Origin of the sequence: Eubacterium multiforme, assembly GCF_030813415.1 — a bacterium.
In the GTDB taxonomy this organism is placed as follows: domain Bacteria; phylum Bacillota; class Clostridia; order Clostridiales; family Clostridiaceae; genus Clostridium; species Clostridium multiforme.
Genome location: NZ_JAUSUF010000015.1, coordinates 18,148 through 35,861, shown reverse-complemented (window position 1 = coordinate 35,861; position 17,714 = coordinate 18,148). Strand labels below are relative to the sequence as shown.

Sequence of the window (17,714 nt, the reverse complement as noted above, 5' to 3'; positions counted from 1 at the left end):
CTACTAAATAATTACGAAAAGTGTCTCCTAATTTAAAATAATATCTACAAAAGTTTCATTGTAAACTACTTGTCCACCAATATCGGAAATATCTGATATTGTAATAAAGTTAGGATTCCCTTGCTTTTTCCACCATCCAACATACATCATTACAATATTATCTCCAATAGAATTATCTATATTTAGCTCTACTTCAATTGTTCCATTTTGGGATTTTAATTTAACTATATCTAAATTGCTTAATCCTAAATTTTTTGCCATAGATTCATTTATATAAGCCTTTGAAAGTCCTTCTTTATCCATCATATGCTGACTAAACAAAGTATCCTTACTATGATTTGTTAATAGCCTAAATTTATTTTCTTTTAAATCAATAAAATCTTCTTCATATATTGATATTTCAAACTTTCCTGAAGGTGTTAAAAACTTTTTATCTTCCCAAGGAACTGGCTTATGGATAGTTAAGTATTCTTCCTTTATTTTATTTAGTGAAATATTTTCAAAATAGTCTTTAAGAGGTTCTATAATCTTTTCTAAATACTCCCTCTTTGAAACTATAGGATAATTTTCTATATTCATTATTTTTGCTAATTCTATAAAGAAGTAATATTCATCCATATATTTATTTTTAGGCTCTACTGCCTTTTCATTATAAATAATATAAGGATTAGTCATTGAGCTAAACAATAAATCTTCACTTTCTAATGTGCTTGTAGTTGGTATAAATAAATCACACTTCTTTGCTGTGTCTGTCATAAACATATCAAAGCATACTTTAAACTCAATTTTAGAAAAGGCTTCTTCAAGTTTATTTAAGTTTGGAAGTTGATTTAATAGATTACTTTTACATATAACAGCCATTTTTATAGGAATATCTAAACTTTTTCCTTTAGTATTATTTTTAGTATAAATTTCATCTTTATAATAAGTAATTCCCTTAATTGAATCATTAATAAAATGGCTTATATCACTTACATAAAATAATCTATTGTCTCCATAAATTTCACTATTATATGGATCACAATTTAAAACACTTGTATAAACCTTATTTGCATAATTTACCCCACCACCACTAAATCCAATCTGCCCTGTTATAGCACCTAAAGTATCTATGGCTCTAATAGTATTTCCACCATTTTTATATTTTTGCATTCCATAACCTAATAAAATAGTTGAGTATTTTTCTGTATATAAATTAACTAATGTTTTTAATTTCTCTTTAGATATGCCAGCCTTTTTAATAAGGGTATCTAAATTTAATGATTTTACATATCTTTTATAATCCTCAAAGCCTAATACATAATTATTTATATAGTCATAATCATATAAGTTATTTTCTATAATTAGTTTACCCATAGCTAAGGCTAATGCACTATCTCCATCTGGATTTATTCTTATATATAAATCAGAGAATTTAGCTGTTTGAGTGTAAATTGGATCTATAACTATTATTTTGCTACCACTATCCTTAGCCTTTTTTATCATTTGCATAGTATGAATACTTGTAAATGCAGGATTTTTTCCCCACACAAAAATATTTTTACTATTTAACATATCCTCTAATGAATGACTTCTTACATCACCAAAATCATACTTCTGAGCTTTTATTCCAGCACTCCAACAGGGTCCACCCTTTTGTTTGCTTACTCCTCCAAAGAAATTAAAGAATATATCTCCAATACTTTTTAAAACTGAACCATTTCCATATTGCTCATAATAAAGTATTGATTTAGAGGAATATTTTTCCTTATAAAAATTAAGTTTCTCTGCCATTATATTAATAGCTTCATCAAAAGAAATCTCTATCCACTTACCCTTTACCTTAATCATAGGCTTATAAATTCTATCTTTATGATTTAATCTATCAATATGTGCTAACCCCTTTTTACATATAAATCCTTTAGTAAAGGGATGATTTTTATCTCCCTCTATTTTGATTACCCTATTATCCTGAACAAAAACATTAAACTTACAACAATCAAAACAATCTAGCGTACACCCTTGGCTTATTTTTCTCATAAATTACCCCCTCTTTATAAATTCCCTTACTGTATCCCAATATAATTTAGGATTAACCACTGCTGATTTAGCATGGCGAGCTCCCTTTATTACTAATTTTTCTTTTGTACAATTAGTTGCATTATAAACTTTATTAAGCATTGAAAATGGTACAAAATCATCTGCATCTCCATGTATAAATAACATAGGTCTAGTATTTTTAGCTAACTGCTTTATAGATGAGCCATCTTTAAAATAATATCCTGCTCTTATTTTACATATTATACTTGATACATCCAAAAATGGGAATGATGGTAAATTAAATATAGCCTTTAACTGATATGCAAATTCATCTTTTATTGAGGTATAACCACAATCTTCAATTATCCCTTTAACATTATGTGGGAGATTTTCTCCTGAAACCATCATTACAGTAGCACCTCCCATAGATACTCCATGTAATATAATAGATGCACTTTTATCATCTTTTACTATTAAATTAATCCATCTTAATATATCAAGCCTGTCATCCCAGCCCATTCCAATATAATTTCCTTCACTTTTACCATGTCCTCTTAATTCAGGCACTAAAACATTATATCCCATGTCATAAAACCTTCTTGTATAAGATGATAAAAGCACACCATTACTTGTATATCCATGAACTGCTATAATCCACATATTTGTTTTGTCTTTATTAATTAATTTGTATCCATGAAGTTTTAATCCATCAAAGGATTCTATATACTCATCAACATAATTTGATTCATTTAAAAACCATTTTATATCTTCTTTTTTATTTTCTCCACTAGTTTCATTTTTTGATACTTTATCATCACTTCCTTCATCTTCATCCTTAAAAACAATATCCTTTGATACAGCTGGATTAATTGCTAAATTATAAAAGCGATTTCCAAGTACTATAAGTGCAATTATTACTAATATCAAAACTGAAGAAAGTATATAAATAATTGTCATTTCCCTCTCCTCCTTTTATTAAATTTTATAATAAATTTGTAAAAAAATAAGCCTTATAATCTAAATTTTTTATGATTATAAGACTTTATTTATTTTTACTTTACTCTAAGTTTTCTATATCTATTAAAAGAAGCCATTATCTCTTGCTTTCTTGGCATAGCTAAATTACCTGCTCCACCTTTAGTTCCACTAATAGATAATAATCCTTTAACTTTTATTTCATAAATTATTTTATCTGTAACTTCAATTAAGTTAAGTTCATTATTAATTATATTATCTTCTGCCCATTTCATTATATGTCCTATTGAAGTTACCTGTTCTCTATCAACTATTTGTTCTATTCCTCTTAAATTTATGTCTTCCTTATTTATACTAAGTCCATCAATACCAAGAGTTTTAATTTTTACTCCCTTTGGTCCTTTTTGAATTGAACCCTTTAATAATTTTCTATCAAAATTTATATTAATTTTTATATCTCTATTTTTTATTCTATTAAGAATTAAACCCTTTGATAATTCCTTTGCTTTTTCTGTTACATCCTTTGGCTCATAAGCATCCATTTGAATAACAGTATCTGCAATATCAAAATAATCTCCAGAACTTCCTACAACTATAATTGTTGATATATCCTTTTCTTCATATATACCTTTAACTAATTCTATAAATGGAGTTATTGGCTCATCTTCCTTTGAAACTAAGCTTTGCATAACATCATCTCTAATCATAAAATTCGTTGCTGATGTATCCTCATCTATAAGTAAAAGATTAGATTTAGATTCAATTGCCTCAACTATATTTGCTGCCTGTGATGTACTTCCACTTGCATTTTCACTTGTAAATTTTACTGTATCTTTCCCATTTGGAAGATTATTTATAAATAATGATATATCATCTTTAATTATACTTCTTCCATCTTCAGCTCTAACTTTCATTGCACTGCCATCAGTTATAACATATTCTCTTCCATCACCTTCAATATGATTATAAACACCAAGTTCTAAAGCATTTAAAAGAGTTGACTTTCCATGGTATCCTCCACCAACTATTAAAGTTATTCCCTTTTTAATTCCCATTCCTTTAATTAATCCTTTATTTGGTAAATTAATTGAAACTTCTAATTCCTTTGGTGATATAAACTTTTTGCCATCTTTTAATGGTTTTGTTGACACTCCACTTTCTCTTGGAAGAATTGAACCATTTGCTACAAAAGCAACTAATCCTAATCTTTTAAGTTCTTTTCTTATAAATTCTTCATTACAAACTAATTTAACTCTATTTATAAGTTTATCTTTATTTAAATTTTCATATTTTAAACTGTTATCTATTATTTTAGGTAAAAAATCATAAAGTATCTTTTGAAGTTCTCTTCCTAACACACTTCTTCCCCTTGCTGGAAATCCAACTTCAAATCTTGCCTCTATCTTTTCTTTATTTATAACTATTGCTGTTCTATCTAATATTTCCTGTGGACATCTACTTATACTAATCAAGCCACTTTTTCCAGAACCCATAACTCTTTCGCAAAATTTATTTATATTTTGATAAAAAACTCTAGCAATAAAATCTTGAACTGCAATTCTTTTATGACTTTCATTAAATAAATCATAAGGTATTTTATTTACATTTCCCTTCATACTAACTCTTATTCTAGATGGTGATGCAAAGGGATCTCCTTGAACATGGTCTATATGAAGAATATATTCTCCAAAATCATAATCTCCTTCTAAAGTTTTATATGCTTTATATCCACGTCCATCTATACTATCAATTTGTTTTTTTAAATCATTAGAATTTTTCATTTTATTTATCTTTACCCTCTCTTTCAAAAAATTCATCAATAAGTTTTTCACCCATTTTTCTATACATATTACTCATATTTATCATTGAACATAATAATAAAAATTTTTCTTCAAATTCTTTATTCTTAATATCTTTAACTTTGTCTTTAACTGATAATTCTCTATTTAAAACATCCTTTTTAAAGCTTTCTGTATCATCTTTACTTTGCTCTAAATAAGCTTTATATATTTCCCTTAAATTATTTTCTTCTCCATTTTCATATTGATTAATAATAGGATTTAAGCAAGTTTTTATATCACCTAAAGATAAACCGCCCTTTAAATTATATATTAAGCTCATTAATATTAAATGTTCTTTAGAATATTTTTTACTCTTTATTGGAATAAGAAGTTTTCCTTTAGCATAATTATTTATCATTGTCTTAGTTAAAATCTTATCCTCTTCATTTCTTTTACAATCATTATATTTATTTTCAAAGAGTTGAATAACTTGGTCCATATATAAATCTATTTCAGGTATCTCCTCTAAGCTAATACTTTTTTCTAAAGATAGTCCTTCAATTAATTTTACTATTTCTTCTCTTTCCATAATTCCACTTCCTAATCTAGTTTTAAAAACTACTTATCATTGTATATATATTTAATAATAATAGTATTAAGAAGATAATTCAACATTTTCAAAGTATTTTTAGGATTATTATTAAAATTTAAGCTAATAATAACTTTGACCTTTTTTAATTTAAAATAATATAATAATATTACAGTAAGTAGTTTTTGAAACTACGTGGAATTTTTTGGAGGTTGCTATGGATAAATATTTAAGAGAACCAATAAATGGATTAACTCATTTAATTGGTGCAATACTTTCAGTTATAGGTTTAATTGCCTTAGTATCAAAATCAATAATAACTCATAGAGGACTAGTTGCTACTATTTCAGTTGCTATTTTTGGCGTAAGTATGATTTTACTTTATTCAGCTTCCGCAAGTTATCATTCAGTTATTTCTACAGACAAAATTATATATAGATTAAAAAAATTAGATCATTCAATGATTTTTGTACTTATTGCAGGTTCCTATGCACCATTTTGTTTAATAGCCCTTAATAATAAAGTGGGATGGATACTATTTGGTGCAGTTTTAATTTCAGGTATATTAGGAATTACCTTTAAAATGTTTTGGGTAAGATGCCCTAAATGGATTTCAAGTGTAATGTATATTGCCATAGGTTGGTTTGCAATTTTTGCAATATATCCTTTATCTAAAGTACTTAAAACACCAGCTCTTGTATTATTAATTTTAGGTGGTGTTATGTACACAATAGGTGGAGTAATATATGCCTTTAGAAATGATAGATTCAAAATAGGTGCCTTTGGAACTCATGAGATTTTTCATGTATTTATAATGCTTGGAACCCTTTGTCACTTCATTGCTGTTTTCTTTTATTTAATTTAAGATATATTTTAGACTAGTTTTAATTTTAAATATATTTTTGAATAGATATCTAAAATTAGAACTATATCAAAAATAAAAAGCTTATAGTGCTTCTCTCTGCACTATAAGCTTTTTTTATTAAAGTTTCATAATATCCATTCTGCTTACTCTAGATGCAAGATCTGATGATTTAGGACCTCTTCCTTTAACATCCTCTTCCTTTATATTTAAAGTTTCAGCTATTAATTTTCTTACTCTTGGTCCACAAAATGCACCTTGGCATCTTCCCATTCCAGCTCTTGTACGTCTTTTTATAGCATCTATTGAACTAATTTTTATTTCTCTAGTTAATGCATCTACTATTTCGGCTTCTGTTACTGTCTCACATCTACATATTATATGTTTTTTAGGATCTAAAGCATTAATGTCACCTTTAAAATCCTTTCCCTTCTTAACAATAATTGGTTTTCTATAAGACTGAAAATTTTCATTTTTTTCTAACTTAAGACCTGAATCCTTTAATATATCTATAACCATTTTTGCTATTGCAGGTGAAGATGTAAGCCCTGGAGAATCTCCAGTTACATTTAAAAATCCCTTTACCTTTGTCTCCTCAACTATAAAATCTTTAGTTGAACTAGTTGGTCTAACTCCAGCAAAGGAAGTAAGTGCCTTTTTCATATCAAAATCACTTACTGAATGTCTAGCAGCTTCTGCAATTTTTCTAAGGGATTCTTCAGTAGTTGATACATCATCTTTACTTGCTACTTGCTCTGCATCTGGACCTATTAAAAGATTTCCATGATATGTTGTAGTTACAAGTATTCCTTTACCCTTTTTAGTTGGCACTTGGAATATTACCTTATCAACTAAATATGCTTGGTCTTTATTAAATATTATATACTCACCTTTTCTAGGTATAATATGAAAATAATCTTCTCCAACCATCTTTGAAATTTTATCGCTATAAACTCCAGCTGCATTTATTACATATCTAGCTTCTATAATATCTTTATTTGTTTTAACTTTAAATATGTCTCCAACCTTTTCTATTCCTATAACTTCCTCATTTAATCTTAGTTCCATTCCATTTTTTATAGCATTTTCTATAAGTGCAATTGTAAATTCATAAGGTGAACATACCCCAGCATTTTCACAATACAACGCCCACTTTACATCCTTATTTAAATGAGGTTCCATCTTTAGTATTTCTTCACCATCTATTATTTTTAATCCTTCTACATTATTTTCTATACCATACTCATAAAGTTTCTCTAGATTTTCCTTTTCTTCATCTGAAAAAGCTAAAACTAAAGAACCAGTTTTTCTATAACCAAAATTTAAATCCTTTTCTAAATCCTCAAACATCCTGTTTCCTTTAACACAAAGCTTTGCCTTTAATGTTCCAGGCTTATCAGCATATCCACCATGTACTATCCCACTATTTGCTTTAGAACATCCACAGCTAACATCATCTTCCTTCTCTATCATACAAACTTTAAGCTTGTACTTTGAAAGTTCTCTAGCAATATTACCACCTATTACTCCACCACCAATTATTACAACATCATACATACTAATCCTCCTATTTTAGGCTATACCACCTTGTAATTTATTCCATTATATCACCAAATTTAAACATTTACACAACAAAAAAACTATCTAACATTAAATTCACACTTTAATATTAGATAGTTTAATGTATTAAAAATTTAATTACACTTTAAACCTTTTTTCTATGAATTTTTCATAAGAAATATATCCTCTTTTTTTAAAGTTTTTAATTATTACCTTTAGTAGTGAGTATATTGGAATTATACAAAAGGCAGCAATTGGTCCTCCTATTGCTGCTGAACCTACCACTAAAAATATATCTGTTACAGGATGTATTTTCATAGTTCTTCCCATTATAAAAGGCACTACAACCCTACCCTTTAACGTTTGCGCTATTACAAAAAGCAATGTTAATTTTAAAATCATATTAAATCCCATTGATATTGCAATTATATAAGGAATAATCATAGATATAAAAAATCCTACAAAGGGTATAAAGGCTAATATAAATGTTGAAGTGGATAAAAATAATGCACCTGGAATATTTATAACTTTATAACCTATAAAAACCATTATTGCAAGGGATAGTGCAACTATTCCTTGGCCTATTATATAAGTTGATAATACATTATCTCCCTCAAATAAAATGTCACTAACTACATCCTTATACTTTTCTGGACAAAGCTTCATTACTAATTTTCTAAAGTTCATTCCATCTTTTAATAAGAAAAAAGTAATTAGTATAATTAATATAAAGTTAGAAAATATCATCATTCCCTTATTAAATATTCCTTTTGCATTATAAAATATCATATTTATAGAATTTAAAATTCTATTTGAAAATCCCTCTATAAAAAATTTAAATTCTTCTTTAGCCATACTTTTATAAGCAAAATCCCTTATATTATTTTCTCTTATCATTGATGTTATAATCTCTCTTAGTTGAACTATCTGTTTCATAAAATAGTCACCAAAGTATTTTATAACTCCTGATAATATAAAAATAAATATAACTAATGTTAAAGTAGCTGCCATTCCTGATTTTAGACCTTTATCTATAAACAATTCATTTAATGGCTTCAATATGTAGAACAAAAATACACCAAATACAATTGGAGTAAAAATTACAAATAAAAAAACATCCAAAAAGTCATTTACTACTTTAAGTTTTCCTAATATATATAAGAAAATAACTATTAAATTAGCTATTATTAAATAAGAAATAACCTTTTTACTTTTCATAAACTAAAAATCTCCTTCTATATTTAAGGTTAGTTTATCCAAGTTATTTCTTCTAATACCTTTATTTTATAATATCTTCAAATTCTACTCTTATAGCTTTTTCTATATCTTTAGGATTCATCTCAATTTGAAGTCCAATTTTACCACCACTAAAAACTATTTTTTCTAAGTTTAATGCATCCTTTTGAAAGAAGGTTTTGTATTGTTTCTTCATTCCTATAGGAGAACAACCTCCTCTTATATATCCAGTTAACTTATTTATATCTTTAACATGAATCATTTCTATTTTTTTCTCACCTGAAACCTTAGCACCCTTTTTTAAATCAAGTTCCTCTAAAACAGGAAGAACAAATACATAAAGATTTTTTGAATTTCCCATTGTAACTAATGTTTTATATACAGTTTTAGGATCTTGACCTGTTTTTTCTGCAACAGCTGCACCATCTATATGTCCATCTGAAGCATCATATGTTAATGAATTATATTCTATTTTATTTTTATCTAGTATTCTCATAGCATTAGTTTTTTGCATAATATGTACTCTCCTTTTTAAATTATTTATTTATATTATATCATCTTAATTATATATTTAATTGTAATGATATTGTTACCAAAATTTTACTAATATACTTTAATATATAATTACTCTAGTATTGATTTTAGATAAAACTTTAAAAATATATTAATCAATTATTGATATCTTATTATATATTGAGAAATTTATAGGAGGCTTAATTATGAAAAAGATTTTGCTATTTTTTGCAGGAATTTTAATACTTTCTTTAATTGGCTGTAATAGTCCTATTGTATCAAAAACACCAAACAATGAAAATTTTATAACTACTGAAAATATAATAAGTAAAAAAGAACTTAATACACTAATATCAAATTGCCTTAAAAATGACATTGGTTTATCTATAGATAATAATTCTAAGGTATTTGAAAGTCATGAGCTAATAGGTACTGAATTTAAGGATAATACTGTTATATGTTATATAAAAGCCTTCGTAACTACATATGAATTAAAAAATAATAAAGCTTATGAAAGTTCTGGCGGAGAATTTACAGGAGTTGTATACGTAAAAAAAATTAATAATCATTTTAAAGTCACAAAACATTATTTTCCTATTGAATCTACAGAAGCTACTAATTTATTTCCAAAAAAAATTTTACCTAAACTTAAATCAATAGAATTTTCTAATCTAATTTCCAAAACAGAAACTAATGCAAATAATTATTTTAAAGAGCATAATATAAAATTAATTACTAAAAATTAATCCTTTTTCCTATGTTACTTCTTATATTAATGCAATTGCAGGACCACCATTAATATAAAAAGAAATTTTTTATTATGTACCAAAGCTATAAGTTCTTTTGACCCCATATATAACTCATGTTATTCTAAACACAAAAATTGTCGCACTAATTATTTAGTGCGACAACAGTTTCAAATTTAAATTAATCCCAGTTTATTTTCTAATTTTTCTAACTGCAAGTATCACTGGTAAGGCTATTAATATTGCCATACTTCCTGAAACAAATCCATTTAATATATAACCTAAAATAATTTTTTTGGCCATACTTATAGATATGCCAAGTACCTTTGCATATTCCTTTAAATATATTATATAAATAAGCCCCATTACTCCAATTGTATTAGTAAATGAACCTAATAGTATAGAAATGCTTAAATTAAATTTATCACTTCTTGTTCTTACTAGTTTATAAACATAATAAGGTACTATTCCTATTAGCACTCTTGGAATTACTGCAACAATAGGATTTAAGAATATAAATGATAGAGGAGTTGGATTTGTAGCAGATTGAAACATACTAAAAAATCCAAATAGTAAACCATTTAATCCACCTATTATAGGTCCTTCAATTACTGAAGCTATAATTACAGGAATATGCATTATTGTTAGTTTTAATGGTGGTATTGGTATAAACCCAAGACCTGTTGCTCCTAACACTATTGTAATTGCAAATAGCATTCCAACTACTGCAATTTGTCTTGTGCTGAATTTTGTTTTTGCAGCACCTTTCTTTTCTTCAACACTACTTTTTGTTGACATTAATACTACCTCCGATCTTGCTCCAAATTAATGGATGTAAGTCTTTTTTATTTTTATGTAAAATATTAACTAGGAATACCGACTTATGTAAGTTCAGTTTCAACAAAATATTTTACAATAAAATTTTACCATATTTTCAATTAAATTTTAAAAAGACTTAAATAAAATCAAAGAAAAGTAGTAATATTAACTATGCTTTATGACATTTTCTTTTTAAAAAGCACAATAAAATTATTATAGCTATAATTAATATTATTGTTGTTACAAATCCACCTTCTGGACCAAAATCTCCTCCATTTATAAAATTATTTTCTAATAAACCTATATTCATAATGCTATTTGAACTAGTATTATGACCACTTACTAAAAAGCCGAATAAATTCCCTTGAGCAAAGTTCCAAGCACTATGAAATGCACAAGGTCCAAAAAGACTTTCATCATAAATAAAATAAATACATTCAAAAATTCCAAATAATATTAAATTTATTACCGCAAGTACTGATACACCATCATTTAATAAATGTAAAAAACTAAAATATACAGATGAAATTAATATTGCCTTTGGCAAATTCATTCTAAATGTAAGAGTAGGTAACATATGTCCCCTTATAATTATCTCTTCTGAAGCTCCCTGTATCATCCACCCTATTATGATTATTATAAATGATAAAATAGAAATATTATCAATATTTTTATTAATTGAAATGTCTCCATTTCCAGTTATTACTATTAATAAAGATACAACACCCATAGTTAATAAACCTAAAATAAATCCTTTTATATATTTAAAAATAGCAGACTTATTTAGTCTTAATCCCATAGAAGATATACTCCTATTTTCTTGATATTTTACTACCCAGAAATAAACTAAGATTTCTAAACTAGTTGTTAAAATTAAACTAAATGAAAATGTATTTCCACTAATAAACTTAAATGTTCTTAAATCAAAACCCCAATATATCATATGTACTAATAAAATTATTGGAAGTATTATTACTTGAGCTACTATCGGAAGTAATAGTGCCTTTGCTATACTTGAAGGATTCCCTTCTTTAACTCCTTCTAAGACCTCATAATTTCTATTAAATAATTCTTTCATTACATCTCCTTTTTAATTTTATTTTTATTAAATATTTTTGTTGAAATTTTATCATATTTTGTATTAATTTTCAATTTATTGTATAAAACTATATGTTTTAATATAAATTATATTAAATTCCACTAAAAAAAGGCTAGAATATATTCTAGCCTTAATAACCTAATCTTATCCTATTCCTCCATAAACAACTCCTAAGATTATTACACCTACTGTTGTTATAGGAAATACATACTTACCCATTAATATAAATCCATTACCAAGTTTTCTATTAGCTCCTATGTTAATCTCCTCAAGAACCTTACCTGAGTCATATATAAAGTAAAACACTATAGCAACTAATAAAGCTGCAACTGGCGATACTATTATAGTCATTAAATTAGTAAAGTTAGAGAAACTATCCATACTTAAATTTAATGGGATTGATAATACAAATCCAGTTAAAGCAACTAAAATTGATGCAGCCTTTCTTGATAAATTAGTTCTTCCCATAAGTGCTTCAACAGGTCCTTCAAGCATATTTATTGATGAGCTTATAGCTGCAAAAAGTATACTTAAAAAGAATATTACACTCAATATATGTCCACCTGGCATTGACTTAAATATTGTTGGCATTGTTATAAATAATAATGGTGGTCCAGCTTGTGGATCTAATCCAAAAGAAAACACTGCTGGCATTATTACAAATGATACTAAAAGTGCTGCTAATGTATCTAATATAGCTGTGCTAAATGCTGACTTTGGAATATCAAAGTCCTTATCAATGTAGCTTCCGTAAACAACCATACCACATCCATTAAGTGATACTGTAAAGAATGCCTGCCCAAGTGCCATAACCCAAGTTTCTGGTTTTAAAAGGTATGAAAAATCTGGTGTTAATAGGTATTTTACACCTTCCATAGCATTTGGAAGAGTTAATGACCTAATTGCAAGTAATATAAATATTATAAAAAGTGCTGGCATAATTATTTTATTGATATTTTCAATTCCCTTTGTAACTCCAAGGTAAACAATTATAAGAGTTATTGCAATTGCTATAAAATTAAAAAATATTGCATTACTACTTCCTGCAAAAGAATCAAAGTAAGTTGCTATATTAACCTTTGATATTTCTCCTGTTATACTCATACCAAAGTATTTAATTATCCAACCAACTACAACATTATAAAACATAAATACTCCCATAAGTCCTATAGCTGGTATTATAGCAAGTAACTTACCAAATTTAGCTCCTTTTTCTCTAAGTATTACACTAATTCCTGTGGCTGATCCCCCTTTAAATCTTCTTCCAAATGAAAATTCTGTCATAAGTCCAATTGTTCCAAGTCCAAAAACAAATATGAAGTATGGTATTAAAAATGCTGCACCTCCATATTGTCCTAGCCTATATGGAAACATCCATATGTTCCCAAGACCTATTGCTGCCCCTATACATGACAGGACAAAACCTACCTTACTACTAAAAATTTCCCTTTTCATTTAATTTTCCTCCTTCTGTACTACTATCCTACTTTTAATTTATAATTTTAATTTTAAAATTATCATTTAATATATAATAAAAGGTCACATAGCGTTACTACTATGTGACCTTTATTTCAAATGAAATTAAAAACACCACATAGTATTTCGCGTCCTATGTGGCTAATTTATTAAAACCGAACAAGTCATTAAACCCTAACCATCATAGATACAAACTAAAGTTTTAACCAAAGTTTGCATCTATAATTTTTATAAATACAAACTTTATCTATAATAGTTAAAGTAATATGCTATATTAACTTTTTTAATTAAATCTAAGTTAATGCAATTTTTCATGACTATTCTCCCAACCTACTTTTTTATATAAAATAATTTTACCATCATTATACAAAACTTGTCAACAAAAATTACTCCTTCATAATCCTATTTAATTAGCTAGTTTTACCTATTTTTAAGGTATATTGTTAATGTTTATTTTATTATGGTATTTATTTTAAATTGTATGTTATAATAGGCAAATAAATATATTTATGAAATGAGGTAGAATAAGATTGATAACTGTATCAAATGTTAGTTTAAGATATGGTGGCCGTAAACTTTTTGAAGATGTTAATTTAAAGTTTACTGCTGGAAATTGTTATGGTGTAATTGGAGCTAATGGTGCTGGAAAATCAACATTCTTAAAAATTCTTTCAGGAGAAGTTGAACCAAACACAGGAGAAGTATCAATTGCTCCTAATACAAGAATGTCTGTTTTAAAACAAGATCATTATAAATATGATGAATTTGAAGTTTTAGAAACAGTAATTATGGGTAATGAAAGATTATACCAAATAATGAAAGAGAAAGATGCTTTATACGCAAAGCCTGATTTTACTGATGAAGATGGAATAAAAGCATCAGAACTTGAAGGTGAATTTGCTGAACTCAATGGATGGGAAGCTGAATCTGAAGCTTCATCACTACTTCAAGGACTTGGTATAGGAACTGATATGCACTACAAAAAGGTTTCAGATTTAACTGGTGGAGAAAAGGTTAAAGTCCTTTTAGCTCAAGCTTTATTTGGAAATCCTGGAATACTTATTCTAGATGAGCCTACAAACCACTTAGATATAAAATCAATTAACTGGCTTGAAGAATTCTTAATAAACTTTGATGGAACTGTTATTGTCGTATCCCATGATAGACATTTCTTAAATAAAGTTTGTACTAATATAGCTGATGTTGACTTTGGTAAAATTAAAATATTTACTGGTAACTATGATTTCTGGTACCAATCAAGTCAATTAGCTCTTCAAATGGCTAAAGAACAAAACAAGAAAAAAGAAGATAAAATTAAAGAACTTCAAGACTTTATTGCTAGATTTAGTGCTAATGCATCAAAATCTAAACAAGCAACTTCAAGAAAGAAGTTATTAGATAAAATTACTTTAGACGATATTCAACCTTCTACTAGAAGATATCCTTTCGTTGGATTTAAACCTGAAAGAGAAGTTGGTAATGATATATTAATAGTTGAAGGATTATCAAAAACTATTGATGGCGTTAAAGTTTTAGACAATGTAAGCTTTAGAGTTAATAAAGATGATAAGATTGCTTTAGTTGGAGCTAATGAAATAGCTATTACAACACTATTTAAAATAATAAATGGTGAAATGGAACCAGATAGTGGTTCATACAAATGGGGTATAACTATTTCAACTGCATACTTCCCTAAAGATAACTCAGAATTCTTTAATGACTGTAGTCTTTCATTAGTTGATTGGCTTAGACAATTCTCAGAAGAAAAATCTGAAAGCTACATAAGAGGTTTCCTTGGAAGAATGTTATTCTCAGGAGAAGAAGCCTTAAAAGAAGCTTCAGTACTTTCAGGAGGAGAAAAGGTTAGATGTATGTTATCTAGAATGATGCTTTCAAATGCAAATGTATTAATGCTAGACCAACCTACAAACCACTTAGACCTTGAGTCAATAACTGCTGTAAATAATGGACTTAAAGATTATAAGAGTGTTATATTATTTGCATCTCATGACCATGAGTTTATTGAAACTATTGCAAACAGAATCTTTGATATTAAAGATGATGGTACTTTAGTTGACAGAACTATGAGTTACGACGAATACTTAGATACAATAAAATAGAAAAAAGCAGCCTTTTATAAAAGGCTGCTTTTATTTTAAATACTTTCCATAATTTCATCTACAATTTCATGAACAAAATCTATATGGTTTTTGGCATGTTCCTTTACTCCACTTTCAGCTCTATTAAATGTGTAGCTATTTTTTGTTATATTAAACATTGATATGTCATTAAAGGAATCTCCAACTGTATATATATCATCAAAATGCTTATTTTCTATTTTTAATACCTCTTTTAATCCATTTCCCTTTGATGCACCCTTTGCAACTACATCTACAAAAAATTGATTTCTAAAAATTCCAAGTCTTTCTCCAAACATCTCCAAAAGTTTTTCTCTTATATTTTCTGCTAATTCAACTGAACCATCAGCAGCAAATACACTCATAATTGAAGCTCCACTCTTTAAATTTAATATTTCTTCTTTAGAATAAAACTCTACATTTAATTCTTCAAAAAACGGAAGTTTTTCCATATTAGCATTTTTATTTTCTATAAGTGTCATACCATTTCCATTATCAAAATGAATCATTGTATTTTCTTTATCAGAAAATTCATCTATAATTTTTTTAACATCATCATAACTTATTATATTGTTTTGTATAACTTTAAACTCATTATTTAATATTAAAGCTCCATTACATAGAACCAAATAATCAAAACCTAAATTATATTTTTCCAAAACATCTTTAACTCCTAAAAAAGTTCTCCCTGTAGATAAAACAAACTTATGTCCTTCTCTACGTAACTTTGTTATTGATTCAAGATCCCTTTTATCTATCTCATTATCAACTAATAAAGTCCCATCAAAATCACTTGCTAAAATTCTCATACGTCCTCCTAAAAAATATATTCCATCCTTACTATAGCATGAGATCCCTTTTTATTACAACAATTCATATTGCATTGATTTTCTAATTGTATTTTATATAAATGTCTATCCCTTGCATTAACTAACTCTTTCAACTATACTTTTATTATGTTTAAGAAAATTTTTAAATGAATTTTCAAAAAATTGTAAAGGAGTAACTGATGATACTTGTATATAATAGAGCTACAAAATCATATGATGAAGAAAAAGTTGCTGGTAAAAAATATTTAGATTGGTGTTACGAATCACCTGCTGGCAAAAGAATAACAGAACTTATAATAAAAAAGAGATTTTGTTCTAAAATTTATGGAATGTACTGTGATTCTAAATTAAGTGCCAAAAAAATACCTAAATTTATTCATGACTTTAATATTAATATGAATATATACTCTAAAAACGCATCTGATTTTAAAAACTTTAATGATTTCTTTGCAAGGGAGTTACGCACAGATGCAAGGTCAATACCAAATGATAATAATATTTTAATGTCTCCTGTAGATGGAAGACTTTTAGCTTACGAAAATATAGATATGAATAAAATTGTTCAAGTTAAAGGAATTACATATAGCTTAAGTGAACTTTTAGGAGATTCAAAAATAGCTAATGAATATAATGATGGGACTTGTCTTATTTTTAGGCTTTGCCCTACTGACTATCATAGATTTCACTTTATAGATTCTGGTATACCAGGTGCAAATCACTTTATAAAAGGAAATTATTACTCAGTAAATCCTGTGGCTATTGATAGAATTCCAAAGCTATTTTGTCAAAATAAACGGGAGTGGTCTGTTTTTAAATCTGATAACTTTGATGATGTACTATATGTTGAAGTTGGTGCTACCTGTGTTGGTAGTATAATTCAATCCTATAAAGTTGGGAAAAAAGTTAATCGTGGAGATGAAAAAGGATACTTTAAATTTGGTGGATCAACAGTTATATTATTCTTAAAAAAAGGAATTATAAACATTGATGAGGATATAATAAAACAAACAAACCTAGGATATGAAACAAAGGTATCTATGGGTGAAGACATAGGCATAAAAAAATAGATGT

General features: G+C 27.1%; 15 protein-coding genes. 4 read left to right on the top strand and 11 right to left on the bottom strand.

Going from position 1 to position 17,714, the window contains the following annotated elements; translation table 11 throughout:
- Window positions 1-27: 27 nt before the first annotated feature.
- The 4 genes from J2S18_RS14630 to J2S18_RS14615 form a co-directional block, all read right to left on the bottom strand.
- Window positions 28-2,019, bottom strand: coding sequence for a molybdopterin-dependent oxidoreductase (locus J2S18_RS14630; protein ID WP_307487907.1), 1,992 nt, complete (start codon window positions 2,017-2,019; stop codon window positions 28-30).
- 3 nt (window positions 2,020-2,022) lie between these two features.
- Window positions 2,023-2,976, bottom strand: coding sequence for an alpha/beta hydrolase (locus J2S18_RS14625; RefSeq protein WP_307487906.1), 954 nt, complete (start codon window positions 2,974-2,976; stop codon window positions 2,023-2,025).
- A 95-nt stretch (window positions 2,977-3,071) separates the two neighbouring features.
- The gene (locus J2S18_RS14620) at window positions 3,072-4,775 is read right to left on the bottom strand and encodes an ABC-ATPase domain-containing protein (protein ID WP_307487925.1); all 1,704 of its coding nucleotides are present in this window, start codon (window positions 4,773-4,775) and stop codon (window positions 3,072-3,074) included.
- Between the two features lies 1 nt (window position 4,776).
- Window positions 4,777-5,364: a DUF1836 domain-containing protein gene (locus J2S18_RS14615; protein ID WP_307487904.1), complete on the bottom strand. Its 588-nt coding sequence runs from the start codon at window positions 5,362-5,364 to the stop codon at window positions 4,777-4,779.
- A 217-nt stretch (window positions 5,365-5,581) separates the two neighbouring features.
- Between J2S18_RS14615 and trhA the strand changes: the two genes are divergently transcribed.
- A complete protein-coding gene (trhA, locus tag J2S18_RS14610) occupies window positions 5,582-6,229 on the top strand; it encodes a PAQR family membrane homeostasis protein TrhA (protein WP_307487902.1) in 648 nt (215 codons plus the stop codon).
- A 117-nt stretch (window positions 6,230-6,346) separates the two neighbouring features.
- Here the strand turns inward: trhA and J2S18_RS14605 are convergent, their stop codons facing one another.
- The 3 genes from J2S18_RS14605 to ybaK all read right to left on the bottom strand — a co-directional run bounded on the left by J2S18_RS14605 (window position 6,347) and on the right by ybaK (window position 9,536).
- Window positions 6,347-7,783: an NAD(P)/FAD-dependent oxidoreductase gene (locus J2S18_RS14605; protein ID WP_307487900.1), complete on the bottom strand. Its 1,437-nt coding sequence runs from the start codon at window positions 7,781-7,783 to the stop codon at window positions 6,347-6,349.
- 141 nt (window positions 7,784-7,924) lie between these two features.
- Window positions 7,925-9,004, bottom strand: coding sequence for an AI-2E family transporter (locus tag J2S18_RS14600; RefSeq protein WP_307487898.1), 1,080 nt, complete (start codon window positions 9,002-9,004; stop codon window positions 7,925-7,927).
- A gap of 61 nt (window positions 9,005-9,065) precedes the next feature.
- Window positions 9,066-9,536: a Cys-tRNA(Pro) deacylase gene (ybaK, locus tag J2S18_RS14595; RefSeq protein ID WP_307487897.1), complete on the bottom strand. Its 471-nt coding sequence runs from the start codon at window positions 9,534-9,536 to the stop codon at window positions 9,066-9,068.
- 205 nt (window positions 9,537-9,741) lie between these two features.
- On the opposite strand from ybaK, the gene J2S18_RS14590 reads away from it, so the two are divergent.
- Complete coding sequence (locus tag J2S18_RS14590; RefSeq protein WP_307487895.1) at window positions 9,742-10,281, top strand: hypothetical protein; 540 nt, start codon at window positions 9,742-9,744, stop codon at window positions 10,279-10,281.
- 192 nt (window positions 10,282-10,473) lie between these two features.
- Here J2S18_RS14590 and J2S18_RS14585 read toward each other — a convergent pair whose 3' ends face one another.
- From J2S18_RS14585 to J2S18_RS14575, 3 genes are all read right to left on the bottom strand, one after another.
- Window positions 10,474-11,079 carry an ECF transporter S component gene (locus tag J2S18_RS14585; RefSeq protein WP_307487894.1) on the bottom strand — a complete coding sequence of 202 codons (606 nt, stop codon included), beginning with the start codon at window positions 11,077-11,079 and terminating at the stop codon, window positions 10,474-10,476.
- Window positions 11,080-11,269: 190 nt separating this feature from the next.
- The gene (locus tag J2S18_RS14580; protein ID WP_307487893.1) at window positions 11,270-12,178 is read right to left on the bottom strand and encodes a CPBP family intramembrane glutamic endopeptidase; all 909 of its coding nucleotides are present in this window, start codon (window positions 12,176-12,178) and stop codon (window positions 11,270-11,272) included.
- A 165-nt stretch (window positions 12,179-12,343) separates the two neighbouring features.
- Complete coding sequence (locus J2S18_RS14575; RefSeq protein ID WP_307487891.1) at window positions 12,344-13,654, bottom strand: sodium-dependent transporter; 1,311 nt, start codon at window positions 13,652-13,654, stop codon at window positions 12,344-12,346.
- 551 nt (window positions 13,655-14,205) lie between these two features.
- Between J2S18_RS14575 and J2S18_RS14570 the strand changes: the two genes are divergently transcribed.
- Window positions 14,206-15,795 carry an ABC-F family ATP-binding cassette domain-containing protein gene (locus J2S18_RS14570; RefSeq protein WP_307487889.1) on the top strand — a complete coding sequence of 530 codons (1,590 nt, stop codon included), beginning with the start codon at window positions 14,206-14,208 and terminating at the stop codon, window positions 15,793-15,795.
- A gap of 35 nt (window positions 15,796-15,830) precedes the next feature.
- On the opposite strand, the gene J2S18_RS14565 is transcribed toward J2S18_RS14570, so the two are convergent.
- A complete protein-coding gene (locus tag J2S18_RS14565; RefSeq protein WP_307487888.1) occupies window positions 15,831-16,622 on the bottom strand; it encodes an HAD-IIB family hydrolase in 792 nt (263 codons plus the stop codon).
- 200 nt (window positions 16,623-16,822) lie between these two features.
- Here J2S18_RS14565 and J2S18_RS14560 point away from each other — a divergent pair, with 200 nt between their 5' ends.
- Window positions 16,823-17,710, top strand: a complete 888-nt coding sequence (locus J2S18_RS14560) for a phosphatidylserine decarboxylase (protein WP_307487886.1) — start codon at window positions 16,823-16,825, stop codon at window positions 17,708-17,710.
- The last annotated feature ends 4 nt before the right edge of the window (window positions 17,711-17,714 follow it).